This window comes from uncultured Flavobacterium sp., from assembly GCF_963974175.1.
Taxonomy (GTDB): Bacteria; Bacteroidota; Bacteroidia; order Flavobacteriales; family Flavobacteriaceae; genus Flavobacterium.
In genome coordinates, this window is the sequence record NZ_CAXBBR010000016.1 from 1 (window position 1) to 17,703 (window position 17,703).

Annotated in this window: 16 protein-coding genes and 1 pseudogene; 9 read left to right on the forward strand and 8 right to left on the reverse strand. The window is 35.7% G+C overall.

Annotated features, from left to right (window positions below; all coding sequences use genetic code 11):
* On the forward strand, positions 1-1,257 hold a 1,257-nt coding region (gene ahcY, locus AAC069_RS16490), incomplete at its 5' end, for an adenosylhomocysteinase (protein ID WP_339921537.1).
* Positions 1,258-1,653: 396 nt separating this feature from the next.
* Entirely contained in the window at positions 1,654-2,181 is a 528-nt protein-coding gene (locus tag AAC069_RS16495) for a hypothetical protein (RefSeq protein WP_339921538.1), read from the forward strand.
* Between the two features lie 107 nt (positions 2,182-2,288).
* On the opposite strand, the pseudogene AAC069_RS16500 reads toward AAC069_RS16495, so the two are convergent.
* Positions 2,289-2,378: pseudogene (locus AAC069_RS16500) on the reverse strand (50S ribosomal protein L27); the annotation flags it as partial.
* Positions 2,379-2,570: 192 nt separating this feature from the next.
* Between AAC069_RS16500 and AAC069_RS16505 the strand changes: the two are divergent.
* Entirely contained in the window at positions 2,571-4,517 is a 1,947-nt protein-coding gene (locus AAC069_RS16505) for an aconitate hydratase (RefSeq protein WP_339921539.1), read from the forward strand.
* 117 nt (positions 4,518-4,634) lie between these two features.
* On the opposite strand, the gene rpmA is transcribed toward AAC069_RS16505, so the two are convergent.
* Positions 4,635-4,901, reverse strand: a complete 267-nt coding sequence (gene rpmA / locus AAC069_RS16510) for a 50S ribosomal protein L27 (RefSeq protein WP_091082981.1) — start codon at positions 4,899-4,901, stop codon at positions 4,635-4,637.
* Between the two features lie 23 nt (positions 4,902-4,924).
* The gene (rplU, locus tag AAC069_RS16515) at positions 4,925-5,368 is read right to left on the reverse strand and encodes a 50S ribosomal protein L21 (protein WP_339921540.1); all 444 of its coding nucleotides are present in this window, start codon (positions 5,366-5,368) and stop codon (positions 4,925-4,927) included.
* 244 nt (positions 5,369-5,612) lie between these two features.
* Between rplU and AAC069_RS16520 the strand changes: the two genes are divergently transcribed.
* From AAC069_RS16520 to AAC069_RS16535, 4 genes are all read left to right on the forward strand, one after another.
* A complete protein-coding gene (locus AAC069_RS16520; protein ID WP_339921541.1) occupies positions 5,613-6,938 on the forward strand; it encodes a pitrilysin family protein in 1,326 nt (441 codons plus the stop codon).
* A 60-nt stretch (positions 6,939-6,998) separates the two neighbouring features.
* The gene (locus AAC069_RS16525; protein ID WP_339921542.1) at positions 6,999-8,366 is read left to right on the forward strand and encodes a pitrilysin family protein; all 1,368 of its coding nucleotides are present in this window, start codon (positions 6,999-7,001) and stop codon (positions 8,364-8,366) included.
* A 209-nt stretch (positions 8,367-8,575) separates the two neighbouring features.
* Positions 8,576-9,901 carry a pitrilysin family protein gene (locus AAC069_RS16530; protein ID WP_339921543.1) on the forward strand — a complete coding sequence of 442 codons (1,326 nt, stop codon included), beginning with the start codon at positions 8,576-8,578 and terminating at the stop codon, positions 9,899-9,901.
* A 12-nt stretch (positions 9,902-9,913) separates the two neighbouring features.
* Positions 9,914-11,962: a pitrilysin family protein gene (locus tag AAC069_RS16535; RefSeq protein WP_339921544.1), complete on the forward strand. Its 2,049-nt coding sequence runs from the start codon at positions 9,914-9,916 to the stop codon at positions 11,960-11,962.
* Positions 11,963-12,042: 80 nt separating this feature from the next.
* On the opposite strand, the gene AAC069_RS16540 is transcribed toward AAC069_RS16535, so the two are convergent.
* Positions 12,043-12,909 (reverse strand): DMT family transporter, encoded by an 867-nt coding sequence (locus AAC069_RS16540; RefSeq protein ID WP_339921545.1) that lies wholly within the window; start codon positions 12,907-12,909, stop codon positions 12,043-12,045.
* A gap of 110 nt (positions 12,910-13,019) precedes the next feature.
* Between AAC069_RS16540 and AAC069_RS16545 the strand changes: the two genes are divergently transcribed.
* Positions 13,020-13,400: a heavy metal-associated domain-containing protein gene (locus AAC069_RS16545; protein ID WP_339921546.1), complete on the forward strand. Its 381-nt coding sequence runs from the start codon at positions 13,020-13,022 to the stop codon at positions 13,398-13,400.
* A gap of 285 nt (positions 13,401-13,685) precedes the next feature.
* On the opposite strand, the gene gldD is transcribed toward AAC069_RS16545, so the two are convergent.
* From gldD to mutY, 4 genes are read right to left on the reverse strand one after another with little or no spacing between them, the layout of a single operon-like run.
* On the reverse strand, positions 13,686-14,276 hold the full coding sequence (gldD, locus tag AAC069_RS16550; protein ID WP_339921547.1) for a gliding motility lipoprotein GldD: 591 nt from the start codon (positions 14,274-14,276) through the stop codon (positions 13,686-13,688).
* Positions 14,269-15,567 (reverse strand): gliding motility-associated protein GldE, encoded by a 1,299-nt coding sequence (locus tag AAC069_RS16555; RefSeq protein WP_339921548.1) that lies wholly within the window; start codon positions 15,565-15,567, stop codon positions 14,269-14,271. Before AAC069_RS16555 ends, gldD begins: the two co-directional genes overlap by 8 nt.
* 23 nt (positions 15,568-15,590) lie before the next feature.
* The gene (gene ssb, locus AAC069_RS16560) at positions 15,591-16,031 is read right to left on the reverse strand and encodes a single-stranded DNA-binding protein (RefSeq protein WP_091082942.1); all 441 of its coding nucleotides are present in this window, start codon (positions 16,029-16,031) and stop codon (positions 15,591-15,593) included.
* A 49-nt stretch (positions 16,032-16,080) separates the two neighbouring features.
* Positions 16,081-17,115 carry an A/G-specific adenine glycosylase gene (gene mutY, locus AAC069_RS16565; protein WP_339921549.1) on the reverse strand — a complete coding sequence of 345 codons (1,035 nt, stop codon included), beginning with the start codon at positions 17,113-17,115 and terminating at the stop codon, positions 16,081-16,083.
* A gap of 134 nt (positions 17,116-17,249) precedes the next feature.
* Here mutY and AAC069_RS16570 point away from each other — a divergent pair, with 134 nt between their 5' ends.
* The gene (locus AAC069_RS16570; RefSeq protein ID WP_016989051.1) at positions 17,250-17,540 is read left to right on the forward strand and encodes an HU family DNA-binding protein; all 291 of its coding nucleotides are present in this window, start codon (positions 17,250-17,252) and stop codon (positions 17,538-17,540) included.
* The last annotated feature ends 163 nt before the right edge of the window (positions 17,541-17,703 follow it).

Genomic DNA, 17,703 nt, shown 5'->3' on the forward strand with positions numbered 1-17,703 from the left:
TGGGGAAGAAAAGAAATTGAATTAGCAGAAGCTGAAATGCCAGGTTTAATGGCACTTCGTTCTGAATATAAAGACGAACAACCACTTGCTGGTTCTCGTATTGCTGGATGTCTTCACATGACAATTCAAACTGCAGTTTTAATCGAGACTTTAATTGCTCTTGGTGCTGAAGTTACTTGGTCTTCTTGTAATATTTTCTCTACTCAAGATCAAGCTGCTGCTGCTATGGCTGCTGCTGGAATTCAAGTTTACGCTTGGAAAGGTCTTAATGAAGTTGATTTTGACTGGTGTATCGAGCAAACATTATTCTTTGGTGAAGATAGAAAACCATTGAACATGATTCTTGATGACGGTGGAGATTTGACAAACATGGTTATTGACCGTTACCCAGAATTAGTTGCTGGAATCAAAGGTTTGTCTGAAGAGACTACAACTGGAGTTCACAGATTATATGAAAGAGTAAAAGCTGGAACTTTACCAATGCCTGCTATCAATGTTAATGACTCGGTTACTAAATCGAAATTTGACAACAAATACGGTTGTAAAGAATCTGCAGTTGATGCAGTTCGTCGTGCAACTGATATTATGCTTGCTGGTAAAAGAGTTGTTGTATGTGGATACGGTGACGTAGGAAAAGGTACTGCTGCTTCTTTTAGAGGTGCTGGATCTATTGTTACAGTTACTGAAATCGATCCAATTTGTGCTTTACAAGCTGCAATGGACGGTTTTGAAGTTAAAAAATTAAATACTGTTGTTGGAAATGCTGATATCATCATCACAACTACAGGAAATAAAGATATCGTTCTTGGTTCTCACTTTGAGCAAATGAAAGATAAAACTATCGTTTGTAACATCGGACATTTTGATAACGAAATTGCAGTTGCTTGGTTAAACACTAACCACGGAGCTTCTAAAGTAGAAATCAAACCTCAGGTTGACAAATATACTATTGACGGTAAAGACATCATCCTTTTGGCTGAAGGTCGTTTAGTGAACCTTGGTTGTGCTACAGGTCACCCAAGTTTTGTAATGAGTAACTCATTTACAAACCAAACTTTGGCTCAAATCGAATTGTGGAAAAACAGCGCAAACTACGATAATGACGTTTACATGTTACCAAAACACTTAGACGAGAAAGTAGCAATGCTTCACTTGGCTAAATTAGGAGTTGAATTGGAAACTTTACGTGATGATCAAGCCGCTTACATTGGTGTTCCAGTTGATGGGCCGTTCAAACCAGAATATTACAGATACTAAATGATTGTAGATTAGCGATTGCTGATTTATGATTTATATAAACCCTTGCAAGAAACTGAACTAAATTCAGTTTTAATGCGAGGGTTTTTTGTTTTTGGGCGAGACCCTGCGGGTCGGGCTATTCGCTGTATCTTTTATGAAAGTCCTGATAAATATCGGGATTCCCATAAAAGGATGCCGCTACCATCCCTCTCGCAATATTTTTTTAAACCGACACTATCTAGACACAAACTCACTTCCTTAATTCGTAGTATATCATATAAAAAATAGGAATCAGATATTATTGAATACATTCACTTTTAATTAAAATTAATCTCACCAAAAAACTTCTTAATTTTGACTTGAATTTCAAGAAATACAAATAAGCCTCGCAATAATTTAATAACTTGTAGAAAGATGATAAAATTAAACGGATTTGAAATCCAAAACTCAATCGAAGAAAAATGTTGGAAATTAAGTGCCTATATTTTATCCCAATATGACTTTCAGTATCTATCACATCCCGCAAATGAATATTGGTGCATTTTTGAAAATAAATTTAAAGAATCTTTTACAACTGTTTTTTTTAAGGAATTAATTGAATTAGCTGGACTACTCAGAGCCTTACTAGACAGCGAACCTTTAATCATTGAAATTGAAGACAATAGCTTTGGGGTACTAAAGAAAGAAACTGGCGAAACAATAAAATTGTCATATAGGGAAGTTTGCAATAAAATAATACACGCTATCTCTTATGAAGTTAAATTTAATTTCAGTGAACGTCACCCGTTAGACAATACGAAAAACGGTTACGGAGAGACCGCAATAACTGAGTTTAAAAACCCGAAAATAATAACTCAAGGATCTTTAAAGGGAAAACAATGGAATACTGAAATAGATTTTCTGAAATTCATTGATCAAACAATGAATTTACCAATACAATAAGTTTCCTTACACAAATTTTTACAAAAAAACCCGTTTCTTTCGAAACGGGTTTTTTTGTAAATTCAGAAAATCAATTCTGCTTCAACTTCAAATAGAAGGATTGAAACCTACGATTTACTATCTCTCTTCTTTTGGAATTGCACAACTCCTTCTACTCTTGTGTGTAGCGAGTGATCTTTACTGATGTAAACATTTTCAGTTAGATAGCCATTTACCTTATTGTCTCAATTAAGATTCCCTTTTTAGTCGTTTAAACCGATTACTTTAACTAACTTACATACTGGTTTTCAGAATGATAAACGCATATGATTAAATAAACACGAGTTAAGTATTTTTCTGATAATTAAAAATCTCGCTATTGTCTATAACCGTTGCTAACACTTCTTATAATGAAAACACAAAATGTCAGTCAAAAATTAATCAGTGCCCATCTTATTTCGGGCGAGATGATTCCCGGAATCGAAATCGGGTTAAAAATTGATCAAGTATTACTGCAAGATGCTACTGGTACATTAGTCATGCTGGAATTGGAAGCTTTTAATCTAAAAAAAGCAAAACCAGAAATTGCCGTTCAGTATGTCGATCACAACCTGCTTCAAACGGATTACAAGAATATGGACGACCACCTGTTCCTGCAATCGGCGGCAGCACGTTTTGGATTCTGGTTCAGCAGAACTGGAAACGGGATTAGTCATGTTGTGCACATGGAACGATTTGGCAGACCAGGCAAAACACTTTTGGGTTCTGACAGCCATACGCCAGCAGGAGGTGGCATTGGAATGCTAGCCATTGGAACAGGCGGTTTAGATGTTGCTCTTGCAGCTGCAGGTGAACCGTATTATGTTAAAATGCCCAAAATTATGGGTATTAAACTAATTGGAAAATTACCCGACTGGGTGAGTGCCAAAGATGTTGTTTTAGAAATGCTTCGCAGATACGATGTGACTGGCGGACGCGGTTATATATTAGAATATTATGGTCCCGGCCTGAAAACGTTAAGCGCCTGGGATCGTCACGTCATCGCTAATATGGGTACAGAGCTAGGTGCAACAACCTCTGTCTTTCCATCAGATGAGATTACTCGTGAATTCCTAAAACAAGAAGAGAGGGAAGACCAATGGATAAATCTGGAAGCTGATTCGGGCGCTACCTACGACAAAGAAATAGAAATCGATTTATCTGCTGTAGAACCTTTGATTGCACTTCCCGGAAGTCCAGGCGATGTCGTTACTGTTAGAGAAGTCAGCGGGCTTACCGTAAACCAAGTTGTAATCGGTTCATCTGCAAATCCTGGATTACGTGATTTTTGGATCGTTTCTCAGATTGTAAAAGGGAACGCTGTTTCTCCTGAGATTTCCTTTGATGTCAATCCTTCGTCACGACAAGTATTGGAAAATTTGATGGAAATGGGAGCTCTAGGACCTTTGATTGCTGCCGGCGCACGTCTTCACCAATCTGGATGCATGGGATGCATCGGTATGGGACAAGCTCCTGCCACAAACACCATTAGCCTTAGAACAATGCCTCGTAATTTCCCAGGACGCTCCGGCACATTAGACGATAAAATATATTTATGTAGCCCCGAAACAGCGGCAGCAGCAGCATTGACGGGAAAAATAACCGATCCAAGAGATCTCGAAACGATATTAAACATCTCCTATCCGCAATGGAAAGAACCCGCTAAAATTAAGATAATCAAAGAGATGCTAATCGCCCCAAATGGCGGCACTACTGAATTGATAAAAGGGCCAAACATCAAATCTCTCCCTTTATTTGACGAACTCCCCGATACGCTGGAAGTCCCAATTCTATTGAAAATGGGAGATGATATTTCTACCGATGGTATTCTAAAAGCGGGAGCAGAAGTATTGCCATTGCGCTCTAACATACCTGAAATAAGCAAATACTCCTATTACGCCGTAGACCCAACTTTCTATGATCGAGCCATTGAAAACCAAAAAACATACGAAGGTTATTGTGTTATAGCGGGCAATAATTATGCTCAAGGCTCAAGCAGGGAACATGCAGCTTTAGCTCCTAAATATCTCGGTCAAAAATTTGCCATAGCCAAATCGTATGCACGCATCGGCTGGCAGAACTTGATTAACTTTGGTATTGTTCCGTTTGAATTTAAGAATGCTGCAGACTGGGATAAACTGGAACAGGGTGATATTTTACAAATAGAAGGCCTGAGAGCGGCAATCAAAAATAACGATTCTATAACCGCTACTGTAGCTGGGAAAAACATTAAAATCATACTCACCTATACTATAAGCGAAAGGCAAGCTGAAATTATCTTAAAGGGCGGGGTTATAAATTTAGTAAAACATAAGTGATATGTCAAACAAGCATTTTTTAACCTTTTTTTATTAATCAATCCGTATTATTTATAAAATAGAAAACCCGTCCCAAAATAAATCGGGACGGGTTTTTTAATAAATTGATTAAATCAATTATGCTTCAACTTCAAATGGAAGTATTGAAACGTATGATTTGTTATCTCTTTTCTTTTGGAAGTGTACAACTCCATCTACTCTTGCGTGTAGTGTGTGATCTTTACTGATGTAAACATTTGCACCTGGATTGTGTTTTGAACCTCTTTGTCTTACGATGATGTTCCCTGCAATAGCAGCTTGTCCACCAAAAATCTTAACACCTAAACGTTTTGATTCTGATTCTCTACCATTCTTGGAACTACCGACACCTTTCTTGTGAGCCATGACGTATTAGTTTAATATTGTTATTATTCTTTAGTATCTTCTTTTTTAGCTTTAGGAGCTTTTTTTACTTTAGCAGCCGGAGCTTCTTCAGTACTTGCTTCTACCGCTGCTTTCTTAGGAGCTGCTTCTTTTTTAGGAGCCGCTTTTTTAGCACCTGATGCAGTAATACCTTCAATTACAATTTGAGTAAGATATTGTCTGTGACCATTTCTCTTTTTGTATCCTTTTCTTCTTTTCTTTTTGAAAACGATAACTTTATCTCCTTTTAAGTGTTGTAACACTTTAGCTTCTACTGAAGCACCTTCTATAGCGGGGGCGCCTATTGTGATTACGCCATTGTCGTCTAACAAATAAACTTTGTCGAAAGAAACTGTAGTTCCTTCTTCATTTGCCAAACGGTGAACGTAAACCTTTAGGTCTTTGCTTACTTTGAATTGTTGCCCTGCTATCTCTACGATTGCATACATACCAAATTGATTTATTGATTTTTAAGGTTGCAAATATACAAATTAATTTTTACTGTGCAATCCCTTAAAAGTTAAAATATGATTTCTTTGCTTTTTACCATGTTTTCAGGGGTTTGCCTTTCCAAAATCCCAATCATTTTCCTAAAAAAACAGAATACTGGACATACATCATTAAAAAAAGGTATTTTTGAAGTTACAATAATTTGTGTTTTCATCCACTGAAAATGCATTTTTATTAATCTTTATGAAAAAATCAATAATGGGATTAACTAATGCCCTTCTCCTTGGCGGAGTCGCTACTGCTCAAAAAATAGTTTTTGAAGAATACAATCTGGATAATGGTATGCATGTTATTCTGCACCATGATGCTACAGCACCTGTCGTAATAACCTCCGTGATGTATCATGTAGGCTCCAAAGATGAAAACCCGGACAAAACTGGTTTTGCCCACTTTTTCGAACACCTACTATTTGAAGGGACTAAGAACATTAAAAGAGGCGAATGGTTTAAAATTGTAAGTTCTAATGGAGGAGTTAACAATGCCAATACTTCTGATGATCGCACCTATTACTATGAAGTATTTCCTTCCAATAATTTAGAACTAGCTCTTTGGATGGAATCTGAAAGACTAATGCATCCTGTAATCAATCAAATTGGAGTCGATACCCAAAACGGGGTAATTAAAGAAGAGAAAAACTCACGTTACGACAACCAGCCTTACGGCAAAATTTTACCTATTGTCAAGGAAAATATGTTTAAAAACCATCCGTACAACTGGTCTACTATTGGATCTATGGAACATTTAGACACCGCAACTTTAGAAGATTTCAAAGCTTTTCACAAAAAATTCTATACGCCCAACAACGCTGTTTTAGTAGTCGCCGGAGATTTCGAAAAAAATCAAACAAAAGAATGGATAGAAAAATATTTTGGCCCAATAGAAAAAGGCGAAGTCTTTAAAAGACAAACGTTTGTTGAAGAACCGATAACACAAACGATTAAAGCTACTTATATAGATCCCAATATTCAAATTCCTATGGTGGTTGCTTCTTACAGAACACCTTCAATGAAAACCAGAGACGCTCGCGTACTGGACTTCATATCATCGTATTTAAGTGACGGTAAGAGCTCGAAGCTCTACAAGAAAGTTGTAGATGAAAAAAAGATAGCCTTGCAAATAGGCGCCGTAGGTTTTAGTCAGGAAGATTACGGAATGTATATTCTATATGGCTTACCGATGGGAACTCATACTGCCGAAGATTTGCTGCATGAAATTGACGAGGAAATCGTGAAAATCCAAACGGATTTGATCTCTGAGAAAGATTATCAGAAATTACAAAATCAGTTTGAGAACCAATATGTAAGCAACAACTCCACTGTGGAAGGAATTGCTGAGAATCTGGCAAAGTATTATTTACTTTATGGAGACATCAATTTAATTAATACCGAGATTGATCTTTACCACTCTATCAGTAGAGAAGAAATTAGGGAAGTGGCAAAAAAATATCTAAACCCGAATCAGAGATTGATCTTGGATTACATTCCTACTATAGAAACAGCTCTGAATTAACGCCTTCGTAACTACGAAAAAACAAGTATTCTATTCATCCTATTATTTGTAACAGGAATTATGCAAGCAGAAAATCGCACCCAACCCAAGCCTGGAAAACCACCAGTTGTAAATCTTAAAAAACCACAGACATTTTTCTTAGCCAACGGGCTAAAAGTAATGGTTGTAGAAAATCATAAATTACCCCGTGTCACTTTTAACCTGACTATAGACAATCCTCCTTTTGCAGAGCACAGTAAAAAGGGAGTAGACGAACTTTGCAGCAACTTAATAGGAAACGGAAACATCAAAATCACAAAAGATGATTTTAATGAAGAAGTAGATTTCTTAGGAGCGAACATTGGTTTTAACTCACACGGCGCTTATGCAAGTGCCCTTTCTAAATATTCTGGTCGCGTACTGCAACTATTAACTTACGGCGCGCTGTATCCTAATTTTACTCAGGAAGAATTTGACAAAGAAAAAGCAAAGTTGCTTGAAGGCATAAAGGCACAGGAAAAAAACGTTCCCGCAATTGCGAGTAGAGTTGTTAACGCTTTAGCCTTTGGGACGGATCATCCTGCAGGAGAATACACAACCGAAGAAACACTTAATAATGTTACCCTCGACGATGTAAAGGCGAATTACGCTGCTCATTTCGCGCCAGAAAATGCCTATTTAGTAATTATTGGAGACATCAAATACAAAGAGGTAAAACCCATTGTTGAAAAACTTTTTGGATCCTGGGAAAAGGCAAACACGCCTCAAGTAAATTATGACGTCCCGCAAAATGTTCCATTCACACAAATTAATTTTGTAGACGTTCCTAATGCTGTTCAGTCCGAGATCTCATTGGTCAATACCATTGATTTAAAAATGGGAGATACAGACTTTTTCCCAGCAGTTATCGCAGCCTACATACTTGGAGGAGACTTTAACAGCTACTTAAATATGAACTTGAGAGAAGAACACGGCTGGACTTACGGCGCCAATACTAATATAGGAGCAGGAAAATATGTTTCGAAATTAAAATCGACCTCATCAATAAGAAGTACGGCAACAGATAGCGCTGTGGTAGAATTCATAAAAGAAATAAAAAGAATCAGAACCGAAAAAGTATCTGAAGAACTACTAAAAGATGTGAAAGCGGGATATATTGGGCGTTTTGTGATGCAAGTGGAAAAACCATCGGCTATTGCACGATATGCCTTAAATGTAGAAACTGAAGGACTAGCTCCTGACTTTTACGAAAACTACATTAAAACAATAAATGCAGTAACGGCAGACGATATTTTGAATGCAGCCAATAAATATTTCTTGATTGACAATACCCGAATTATAATCGCAGGAAAAGCTGCGGATATTATTCCGGGATTAGAAAAACTAAATATCCCATTATTTTATTTCAATAAATTTGGGCAACCAACAGAAAAACCTGCGATAAAATAAAAACAGCTACAGCAGACTATATTATTACAAAGGCTCTCCATCAAATTTACTGATAGAGAGCCTTTTTTTATTGGTTTGACAAACAAATACACCCAATAATTATTTAACATTAACCAAAATAGACGTAAATTCTTATAAAAAAAGTTGTTTTTACTGTAACAATACAATCAACAATACGACCTATATATTAAATTAACCTATTAACACCTATGAAAAAATCAATAATGGCATTAAGCGCCACACTTTTGCTTGGCGGAGCCGTTTCGGCACAAAAAGTGTCTTTCGAAGAATACAATTTAGACAATGGTCTACATGTTATTTTACAAAATGACCCTTCAGCCCCAGTTGTGATAACATCAGTAATGTATCATGTAGGCGCTAAAAATGAAAATCCAGAAAGAACTGGTTTTGCTCACTTTTTTGAACATTTATTATTTGAAGGTACTGAGAACATCAAGCGCGGAGAGTGGTTTAAAATTGTTACCGGAAACGGAGGTACAAATAACGCCAATACGACCGAAGACCGCACGTACTATTACGAAGTATTTCCTTCTAACAATCTTGAATTAGGATTATGGATGGAAGCTGAAAGAATGCTGCATCCTGTAATCAACCAAATTGGTGTAGATACCCAAAATGAGGTTGTAAAAGAGGAAAAAAGATTGCGTTACGACAACAGCCCTTATGGACAAATGATTCCAGAGGTAAAGAAAAAAATGTTCACAAACCATCCTTATCGCTGGACGACTATTGGTTCGATGGATCATTTAGATGCCGCAAAATTGGAGGAATTCAAAGACTTTAACAAGAAATTCTACATCCCAAACAACGCAGTCCTTGTAGTAGCGGGAGACTTTAACGCCGCTCAAACAAAAGAATGGATCCAAAAATACTTTGGTGCCATAAAAAAAGGAGCCGCAATTGAAAGAGAAACTTTCGTAGAGGCACCGATTACCGAAACCATCAAGGCAAGATTTGAGGATACAAACATTCAAATCCCTATGGTTGTTGCGGCATACAGAACTCCATCAATGAAAACCCGTGATGCTAGAGTTTTAGATTTTATCTCAACAATATTAAGTGACGGTAAAAGCTCTAGATTATACAAAAAAATAGTGGACGACAAAAAAATGGCCTTGCAAATTGGTGCATTTAGTTATAGTCAAGAAGATTACGGAACGTATATCCTTTATGGTTTACCTCAAGCACCAAGCACATCTGAGAACATACTTACTGAAATTGATTCTGAAATCGTAAAACTACAGACGGAATTAATTTCTGATAAGGAATTGCAAAAACTTCAAAACAAGTATGAGAATCAATACGTGAACAGTAATGCCTCTATTGAAGGTGTAGCGGATAATCTTGCTACCTTCTACATGCTTTACAAAGACGTAAACTTAATCAATACAGAAATTGATATGTACCGCACCATTACTCCGGAAGAGATTAGAACTGTTGCTAAAAAATATCTAAATCCTAACCAACGATTAGTATTAGATTATGTTCCATCATCAGACAAAGCCAAAAAATAATTCAGAACTATCATGAAAAAAACAATATATATACTATCAAGTCTATTTTTGACTTTAGCATTACAGGGACAAATAATCCCGCAGCCAACGCCTGCAGCTCCTCCTACAATTAAGATTGGTAAATCCAATAATTTTGTACTTAAGAACGGACTAAAAGTAATGGTCGTAGAAAACCATAAACTGCCTAGAGTTGCCTATAGACTTAGTTTGGACAACATGCCTTATGCTGAAGGAGACAAAAAAGGAGTAGCAGACATTACCGGTATGCTTATCGGAAGTGGAACTACAAAAACATCAAAAGATGCCTTTAATGAAGAAATTGATTTCTTAGGCGCAAATATAAATTTTGATTCAAATGGCGCTTCTGGTAGCGGATTGTCTAAATACTCTGGAAGAATATTAGAATTAATGGCTGATGGCGCATTAAATACTGTATTCGCTGCCGAAGAATTTGACAAAATAAAAGCAAAGCTTTTAGAAGGAATAAAAACACAAGAAAAAAGCGTTAGTGCTGTTGCAGGACGAGTTGAAGATGTATTGGCTTTTGGAGTAAATCATCCTTCCGGGGAGTTTTTAAGCGCCGAAACCATTAACAAAGTTACTTTACAAGATGCCGTTGCAAACTACAAAACTAATTTCGTTCCTGGAAATGCTTACCTAGTTGTTGTAGGAGATGTCAATACGAAAGAAGTAAAAAAACTGGTTGAAAAACTTTTTGGCTCTTGGGCCAAAGGTATAGCTCCTCAGGTTACTTATCCTGACCCTAAAAACGTTCAACAAACTCAGATTGATTTTGTAGATATGCCAAACGCTGTTCAGTCTGAAATCGCTGTGGTAAATACAATCAATTTAAAAATTACCGATAAACAATATTTTGCTGCTATCTTGGCAAATCAAATTCTTGGTGGTGGTGGAGAAGGTAGATTGTTTTTAAACTTACGTGAAAAACATGGTTGGACATACGGAGCTTACTCTAACGTAGGATTCGGTAAATACGTAGAGAAATTTCGCTCTTCAACGTCAGTAAGAAATGCAGTAACTGATAGTTCTGTAGTTGAAATTTTAAGCGAATTAAAAAAAATCAGAACAGAATTAGTATCTGCTGATGATTTAAAAAATGCAAAAGCAAAATACATAGGTAACTTCGTAATGCAAATCCAAAAACCCGCTACAGTAGCGCGTTATGCTTTAAATACGGAGACACAAAATCTACCTGCTGATTTTTACGAAAATTATATTAAAAATATAAATGCAGTAACAGTAGAAGATATTAAAAGCGTAGCAAACCGCTTTTTCCTAGCTGACAACATCAGAATAGTTGTTGTGGGTAAAGGATCTGAAGTAGCTCCTGCACTGGAGAAACTAAAAATCCCTATGTTTTATTTTGATAAATACGGAACGGAGATTGAAAAACCAGTTTTCAAAAAAGACATGCCAGTAGGCGTAACCATTAAAAGCGTCTTAGACAACTACATTGTTGCTATAGGTGGAGAAAAAGCTGTAAAAGCTGTAAAAACAATCTCTATGGTAGGCTCAACAGTAATACCTCAAGCTCCATCACCTTTAACTTTTACATCAAAAGCAGATGCAAAAGGTAAATTAAATGTCGAGCTAGCAATGGGAACCATGAGTATCATGAAACAAGTGGTTAATGAAACTAGCGCTTATGTACTACAACAAGGACAACGAAAAAACTTTGAAGGAGCTGAGTTAGCCGAAATGAAAAATAGTGCAATCTTATTCGAAGAATTACTATTGGCTAAAAAAGACGGTGTAACACTTACTGGTATCGAAACCATTAACGGTAAAGATACTTACGCAATTAAAGATGGTAAAACCACACTCTATTATGATGTGACCAGCGGTTTAAAACTGGCTGACTCAAAAACAATGGATCAAGGAGGTAAGTCTATTACTCAAGTGACTAATTTTGGAGATTATAGAGAAGTTAAAGGAGTGAAAGTCCCTTTTAACATCATCCAGAACGTAGGCTTTGAATTAGACATCAAAATAGCTGACGTAAAAATCAACGAAGGAGTTACAGATGCTGATTTTAAATAATCAAATTCTAGAATAACAACAAAGGCTGTCTTAAACGACAGCCTTTGTTATTTTACAAAACATCCAGTTTATGTTAAGCGTCACTTTTTAGCCGATAAGTAAACCCCAATCAAGATTATAAAAGCACCAAAAAACTGTACCGGAGTTAGCATTTCATTATCTAATAGTCCCCAGAAGAAGGCAACTACCGGAATCAAATACGTCACCGAAGTGGCAAAAACAGGCGATGACATCTGTATTAGTTTAAAGAAAAGAATATTGGCAATTCCAGTTCCCAAAACTCCTAAGATCATGATAAACACAACTGCTTGTCGTACTTTTTCAACATGCACAACATCTGAAAAACCGCTCAAATACAATATAGTCAAAGATGGAAAAAGTAACACTAGGAAGTTACCAGTTGTAATACTAAGCGGACTCAAGTCTGACAAAAACCTTTTGATCAGATTCACGTTTATCGCATAACAAACCGAGGCAATAATAACTAATATAGCATAATAGTAATTCTGATCTGGATGATTCATTGCTCCATTTAAAACTAAAAGCACACTTCCCACAAGTCCAATAAAAACACCCCAAATCTGTCTTCTTTCAAAACTAACCCCAAAGACTAGCGCACCCAAAATCAAGGTGTTTAACGGAGTCAAAGAGTTTAAAATAGAACTAACAGAACTATCAATTTCTGTCTGCGCTAAAGCAAAAAGAAAAGCCGGAACAAACGTCCCAAACATAGAAGTCATGGCAATGAATTTCCATTTTTCTTTTGGAATCTTTGACAAGCTTTTGAAACCAATCAACAATAAAAAAATCGCAGCAAAAATGATTCGTAAGGAACCTACTTGCAAAGCAGATAATCCTATCAATCCTTTTTTAATTAAAATAAATGAGCTTCCCCAAATTAAGGCAAGTCCCATTAAATAAATCCATTTTAATTGTTTCGATTCCATAATTGCTAGTTTACCCCAAAATTGTAATAATTTTATGAATTACCTCTGCTTTTTTAAGTAATTTTGTTTTCGTCAAAAAAAATACTTAAAGCACTTAAAATCACATCATAATGAACATTAAAAAATCAATTGCTTTTATAGCATTAACTGGTCTTTTGTTTGTAAGCTGCAAAAAAAACACTGAGGAAGCTCCAAAAGAAACAGCAAAAACAGAAACGGCAGCTCCAAAAGTAAAAAAAGTAATCGCTGCCGAAAATGTACAAACTGCCAACTTTTCTGTCGAAGGAATGGTGTGTGCGGTAGGCTGTGCCAAAACAATTCAGGAAGAATTAACAGAACTTGACGGAGTACAAACCGCAACGGTAGATTTTGATACAAAATTAGCAACAGTAACTTTTGATAAAACAGTACAAACACCTGAAAGCTTAACTAAAGTCGTTCAAGCAACCGGAGACGGAAAAACATACACCGTTTCGAATATGAAATCATAATTAACAAATTTCCATTCATAAAAAAAGCTTCTCAATGAGAAGCTTTTTTTATGAATGGAAATTTCATTTTATAATGACCCTTACTTTTTGATTGCTTTTCTTAGAACAAATACCATCAAAGACAAAAATACAATTGCTACTATGACAAAAAAATAATTGATCAAGAAATACGTATCTCCAATATTTACTGTTAAAAAAAAGTCATTCAAATAAAAGTATATTAGTACAAGACTAAAAATAGGAAGTGCAATTAACTTTGTTTTCATATCCATTTAAAATTTCAACTTACTTCCACTTTAAGGTTTCCATCAAACGTTGCATATCATTTTTAATATAACTGGCCGCCGGCATAATAGAATCAAAATTAGGTTTGGCATAGAAATAAACAGAACCAGTAACGAAATGCTTCGTACTATCGGTGGCATAAAATTGTGAATTAGTTGCCGCATTTCCATCTACCTGATAAAACATACCATACACTTTTTTGGCAGGGTTTCTATAAGGCTGCTCTAGTATATCATCGGCTTTTATAACGTGCTCGTAAGTTAATTTCTGAGCATCTCTCAACAAAGCATTGATATCATTATTTACAGGCTTATAAGTCAAATAAATAGTCGCTTTCATTTTTGGATACGTAATTGTAAATCCGCAATCCTTTTCTCCTTTTATAACCGCTTCTGAATTCATTTCGAAAGTAAACGGACATTCATTTTCAAAATTAGCATAGGTTGCAACCGGATAATCCAAGCGCAAATAACTCGCAGGTTTAGGAAAAACGTCCTCTTTACAACTTGAGAACAAGAACAATCCCATAAATGCAATTACAACTGTAATACTAGAAAAATATTTTTTGTTATCCTGCTGAAAATTACACATCAACCGTTACTTTTATCTGTTTTATACGTTTCTTATCCACCGTCTCAATTGTGAACAGGCAATTTTCATAAGAGATTTTTTGCCCTTTCATTGGGAAATTCCCTGATATTTCAAGAATAAATCCCGCTAGGGTTTCGGCTTCTCCTTTTTTTATCTCAAAGACGTCCTCATTAACATCTATAATTCTATAGAAATCTTTCAGGTTTATTTTACCCTCAAAAAGATAGTTTTTTTCATCAATTTTAGTAAAATTGACATTATCATCATCAAACTCATCACTGATATCTCCAACAATTTCTTCAATTACATCTTCGAGAGAAACTAAACCGGAGGTTCCTCCGTATTCATCTACCACAATAGCAAGATGGCTTTTCATTCTTTGAAAATCTTTTAGTAGGTTATCCAGTTTCTTATTCTCCGGAATAAAAAACGGTTCTCTTATTAAGGTATTCCACTCAAAATCTTTTTCATCAAGATGACGCAATAAATCCTTAACAAATAAAACGCCTTCTATCTGGTCAATATTGTCTCTATAAACAGGAATTCTAGAATATCCTTTTTCGATAATTTTAGAATAAATCTCAGAAAATGATTCTGTTATTTCCAAAGCAAAAATATCAATCCTCGGACTCATAACCTGCTTGGTATCTGTATTACCAAAAGTCACAATACCCATCAATATCTTCTGCTCTTCTAAAGAAGTTTCATCTGACGAAGTAAGTTCTAAAGCTTGCGACAGCTGATCAACTGAAAAATTTGTTTTTTGTTTCCCTAGTTTATTGTGTAAATAAATGGTTGTTTCCCGCATAGGAACACTAATAGGCGAAAGCAATTTATCTAATATTGAAATTGGGTACGCAATCATTTTTGCAAACTTAATATTGTTTCGGCTAGCATATACTTTAGGTAGCACTTCACCAAACAACAAAAGTAAAAAGGTAACCACGATTACCTCGACGGTGAACTTTAAAGCTGGTGAACTAATCGCAGCGAACAAGTTTTTCCCAATAAATGAGAATAAAATTACCACTCCGATATTGATGAAGTTATTAGCCACAAGAAGTGTCGCCAAAAGTTTTTTGGGCCTATCTATAAGATCGGCAAGAATTCTTCCTTTGGAATCATCCCCTTGTATTGTTTCGTCAATGTCTTTTTGCGACAAAGAAAACAAGGCTACTTCGGCCCCGGAAACTAATGCAGAGCAAAGAAGCAATACAAATATTCCGGTAAAACCATACACTAGATCTGTATCTAATGTATATGCGAAATTTAAACTGGGCTCTGGGTCCAAATTAAAAAAGATTAGTTAAACAATCAGAATGGCAAATCATTGATAGGCAAGCCATTATTTTGTGGGTCAAAGTTAGTGTTTTTTACGGATTCCGGGCTGTCAATTTGTTTGTTGTTTTCGCTAGCTTTCTTGGTGGACAAAAAAGTGAACTCTGTAACTTGAATTTCAGTGGTATGTTTTGTCGTTCCGTCCTCTGTCTGCCATTGGCGTGACTTAATACGTCCCTCAACATATATTTTATCCCCTTTCGACAAATGTTTTTCACAAATTTCAGCCGCTTTATTGCGCACCACTAAGTTATGCCACTCTGTAGAAGTGATTTTTTCGTTCGTAGTTTTGTTAATATAGACCTCATTGGTGGCCAATTGGAATCTGCCAATGCAGTTTCCTCCATCAAAATAATGCATTTTTATTTCATCTCCAAGGTGCCCAATCAGCATAACCTTATTTAACGTTCCGTTCATGGTATTGTTTGTCTGTTTAACTCAAAGGTACATTTTTTACATCTTGTTTTTATTCCTTTTCAATAAAATTATGAATCACGATTGGGAACGGAAACGTTTTTAAATGTTCATTATTTATTCCGTTTTCAACCACGCCTTTTAGACTTACTTTCCAGAACTTTATATATAGGTGTTGATGCGATAGTTTATGAATGATACTTTCTTCATTATATCCTATAAAACCAACCAACTCATTATCTTTAAAAAAGTTCTCCTGAACTTGTCCATAAACATATTCAAAATCTTCCACCTTATCAGTCTCTATCACCGGGAATTCATATAAATTTTGCCAAATTCCCTTTGATGTTCTCTTTTGAATCACAGTATTTTCATTTTCATCCTCCACAACCAAGTAATTAAAGTAGCGATTGCGCACTTTCACCTTCTTAGACTTTACTGGAAGTTGATCAACTTTATTCTTCTGTAGCGCAGCACAGCTATCATTAAATACACAAATACTACAATTCGGACTTTTGGGAACACATTGCAAAGCACCAAATTCCATAATTGCCTGATTAAAAGTCGCAGGATTATCTTTTGGCATTAACTCGAAAGCTAGCGCAGCAAATTCTTTTTTGGCGGAAGCCAAAGCAATATCAGTTTCTACATCAAAATAACGGGATAAAACCCGAAACACATTTCCGTCTACAACAGGAACCACCTCATTGTAGGAAAAAGAGGCAATGGCAGCGGCGGTATATTCACCCACTCCTTTTAATTTTAATAGCTCATTATAAGTAGGAGGAAAAGCACCTGATAATTCCGAAGCCACATATTGAGCAGTTTTATGCAAGTTTCTAGCACGCGAGTAATACCCAAGTCCTTGCCAAAGCTTTAGCACTTCTTCTTCACTCGCTGCGGCAAGATCAAAAACAGTGGGAAATGCAGTCGTAAATGCCAAAAAATAAGGCGTTCCTTGAGCAACACGAGTCTGCTGAAGCATGATTTCGGAGAGCCAAATTGGGTATGGATTTGTAGTACTTCGCCAGGGTAAATCTCTTTTATTTTGTAAATACCACTTTATAAGCAAGTTAGAAAATTTCATTATTAAATATTTGTTAGCAAAAGTAAAAGTTTATGTGATTAAATTTTAATGAATTAGCTTGAATAATTGTTTTTTAAATTCATATATTTGCACACTCAAAAAAATGATTACAATATAATAAATAAGGAAAGAAAATGACGAAAGCAGATATCGTAGCAAAAATTTCAGAAAAATTAGGTCTTGAAAAAGGTGATGTGCAAGCAACTGTAGAGACTTTTATGAATGAAGTTAAAAATTCATTAGAAACTGGAGACAATGTTTATTTAAGAGGTTTCGGAAGTTTTATAGTGAAAACTAGAGCTGAAAAAACTGGAAGAAATATTTCCAAAAATACAACAATAAAAATTCCTGCACATAACATACCTGCATTCAAACCTGCAAAAGTTTTTGTTGAAGGAGTAAAGATCAATAACGAAGCAAAATAAAAATATTAATTAATCATAAAATCGACAAGATATGCCAAGTGGTAAAAAAAGAAAGAGACATAAGGTAGCAACTCACAAACGTAAAAAAAGAGCGAGAGCTAACCGTCACAAAAAGAAAAAGTAGTTTTTAACTACTTTTTCCTTTTTAAAAGTTCATTGAAAT

Excerpts from the sequence above, each read along its gene's own strand:
- AAC069_RS16495 (WP_339921538.1), top strand. The coding sequence starts at position 1,654 with ATGATAAAATTAAACGGATTTGAAATCCAAAACTCAATCGAAGAAAAA.
- AAC069_RS16505 (WP_339921539.1), top strand. The coding sequence starts at position 2,571 with ATGAAAACACAAAATGTCAGTCAAAAATTAATCAGTGCCCATCTTATT.
- rpmA (WP_091082981.1), bottom strand. The coding sequence starts at position 4,901 with ATGGCTCACAAGAAAGGTGTCGGTAGTTCCAAGAATGGTAGAGAATCA.
- rplU (WP_339921540.1), bottom strand. The coding sequence starts at position 5,368 with ATGTATGCAATCGTAGAGATAGCAGGGCAACAATTCAAAGTAAGCAAA.
- AAC069_RS16520 (WP_339921541.1), top strand. The coding sequence starts at position 5,613 with ATGAAAAAATCAATAATGGGATTAACTAATGCCCTTCTCCTTGGCGGA.
- AAC069_RS16525 (WP_339921542.1), top strand. The coding sequence starts at position 6,999 with ATGCAAGCAGAAAATCGCACCCAACCCAAGCCTGGAAAACCACCAGTT.
- AAC069_RS16530 (WP_339921543.1), top strand. The coding sequence starts at position 8,576 with ATGAAAAAATCAATAATGGCATTAAGCGCCACACTTTTGCTTGGCGGA.
- AAC069_RS16535 (WP_339921544.1), top strand. The coding sequence starts at position 9,914 with ATGAAAAAAACAATATATATACTATCAAGTCTATTTTTGACTTTAGCA.
- AAC069_RS16540 (WP_339921545.1), bottom strand. The coding sequence starts at position 12,909 with ATGGAATCGAAACAATTAAAATGGATTTATTTAATGGGACTTGCCTTA.
- AAC069_RS16545 (WP_339921546.1), top strand. The coding sequence starts at position 13,020 with ATGAACATTAAAAAATCAATTGCTTTTATAGCATTAACTGGTCTTTTG.
- gldD (WP_339921547.1), bottom strand. The coding sequence starts at position 14,276 with ATGTGTAATTTTCAGCAGGATAACAAAAAATATTTTTCTAGTATTACA.
- ssb (WP_091082942.1), bottom strand. The coding sequence starts at position 16,031 with ATGAACGGAACGTTAAATAAGGTTATGCTGATTGGGCACCTTGGAGAT.
- mutY (WP_339921549.1), bottom strand. The coding sequence starts at position 17,115 with ATGAAATTTTCTAACTTGCTTATAAAGTGGTATTTACAAAATAAAAGA.
- AAC069_RS16570 (WP_016989051.1), top strand. The coding sequence starts at position 17,250 with ATGACGAAAGCAGATATCGTAGCAAAAATTTCAGAAAAATTAGGTCTT.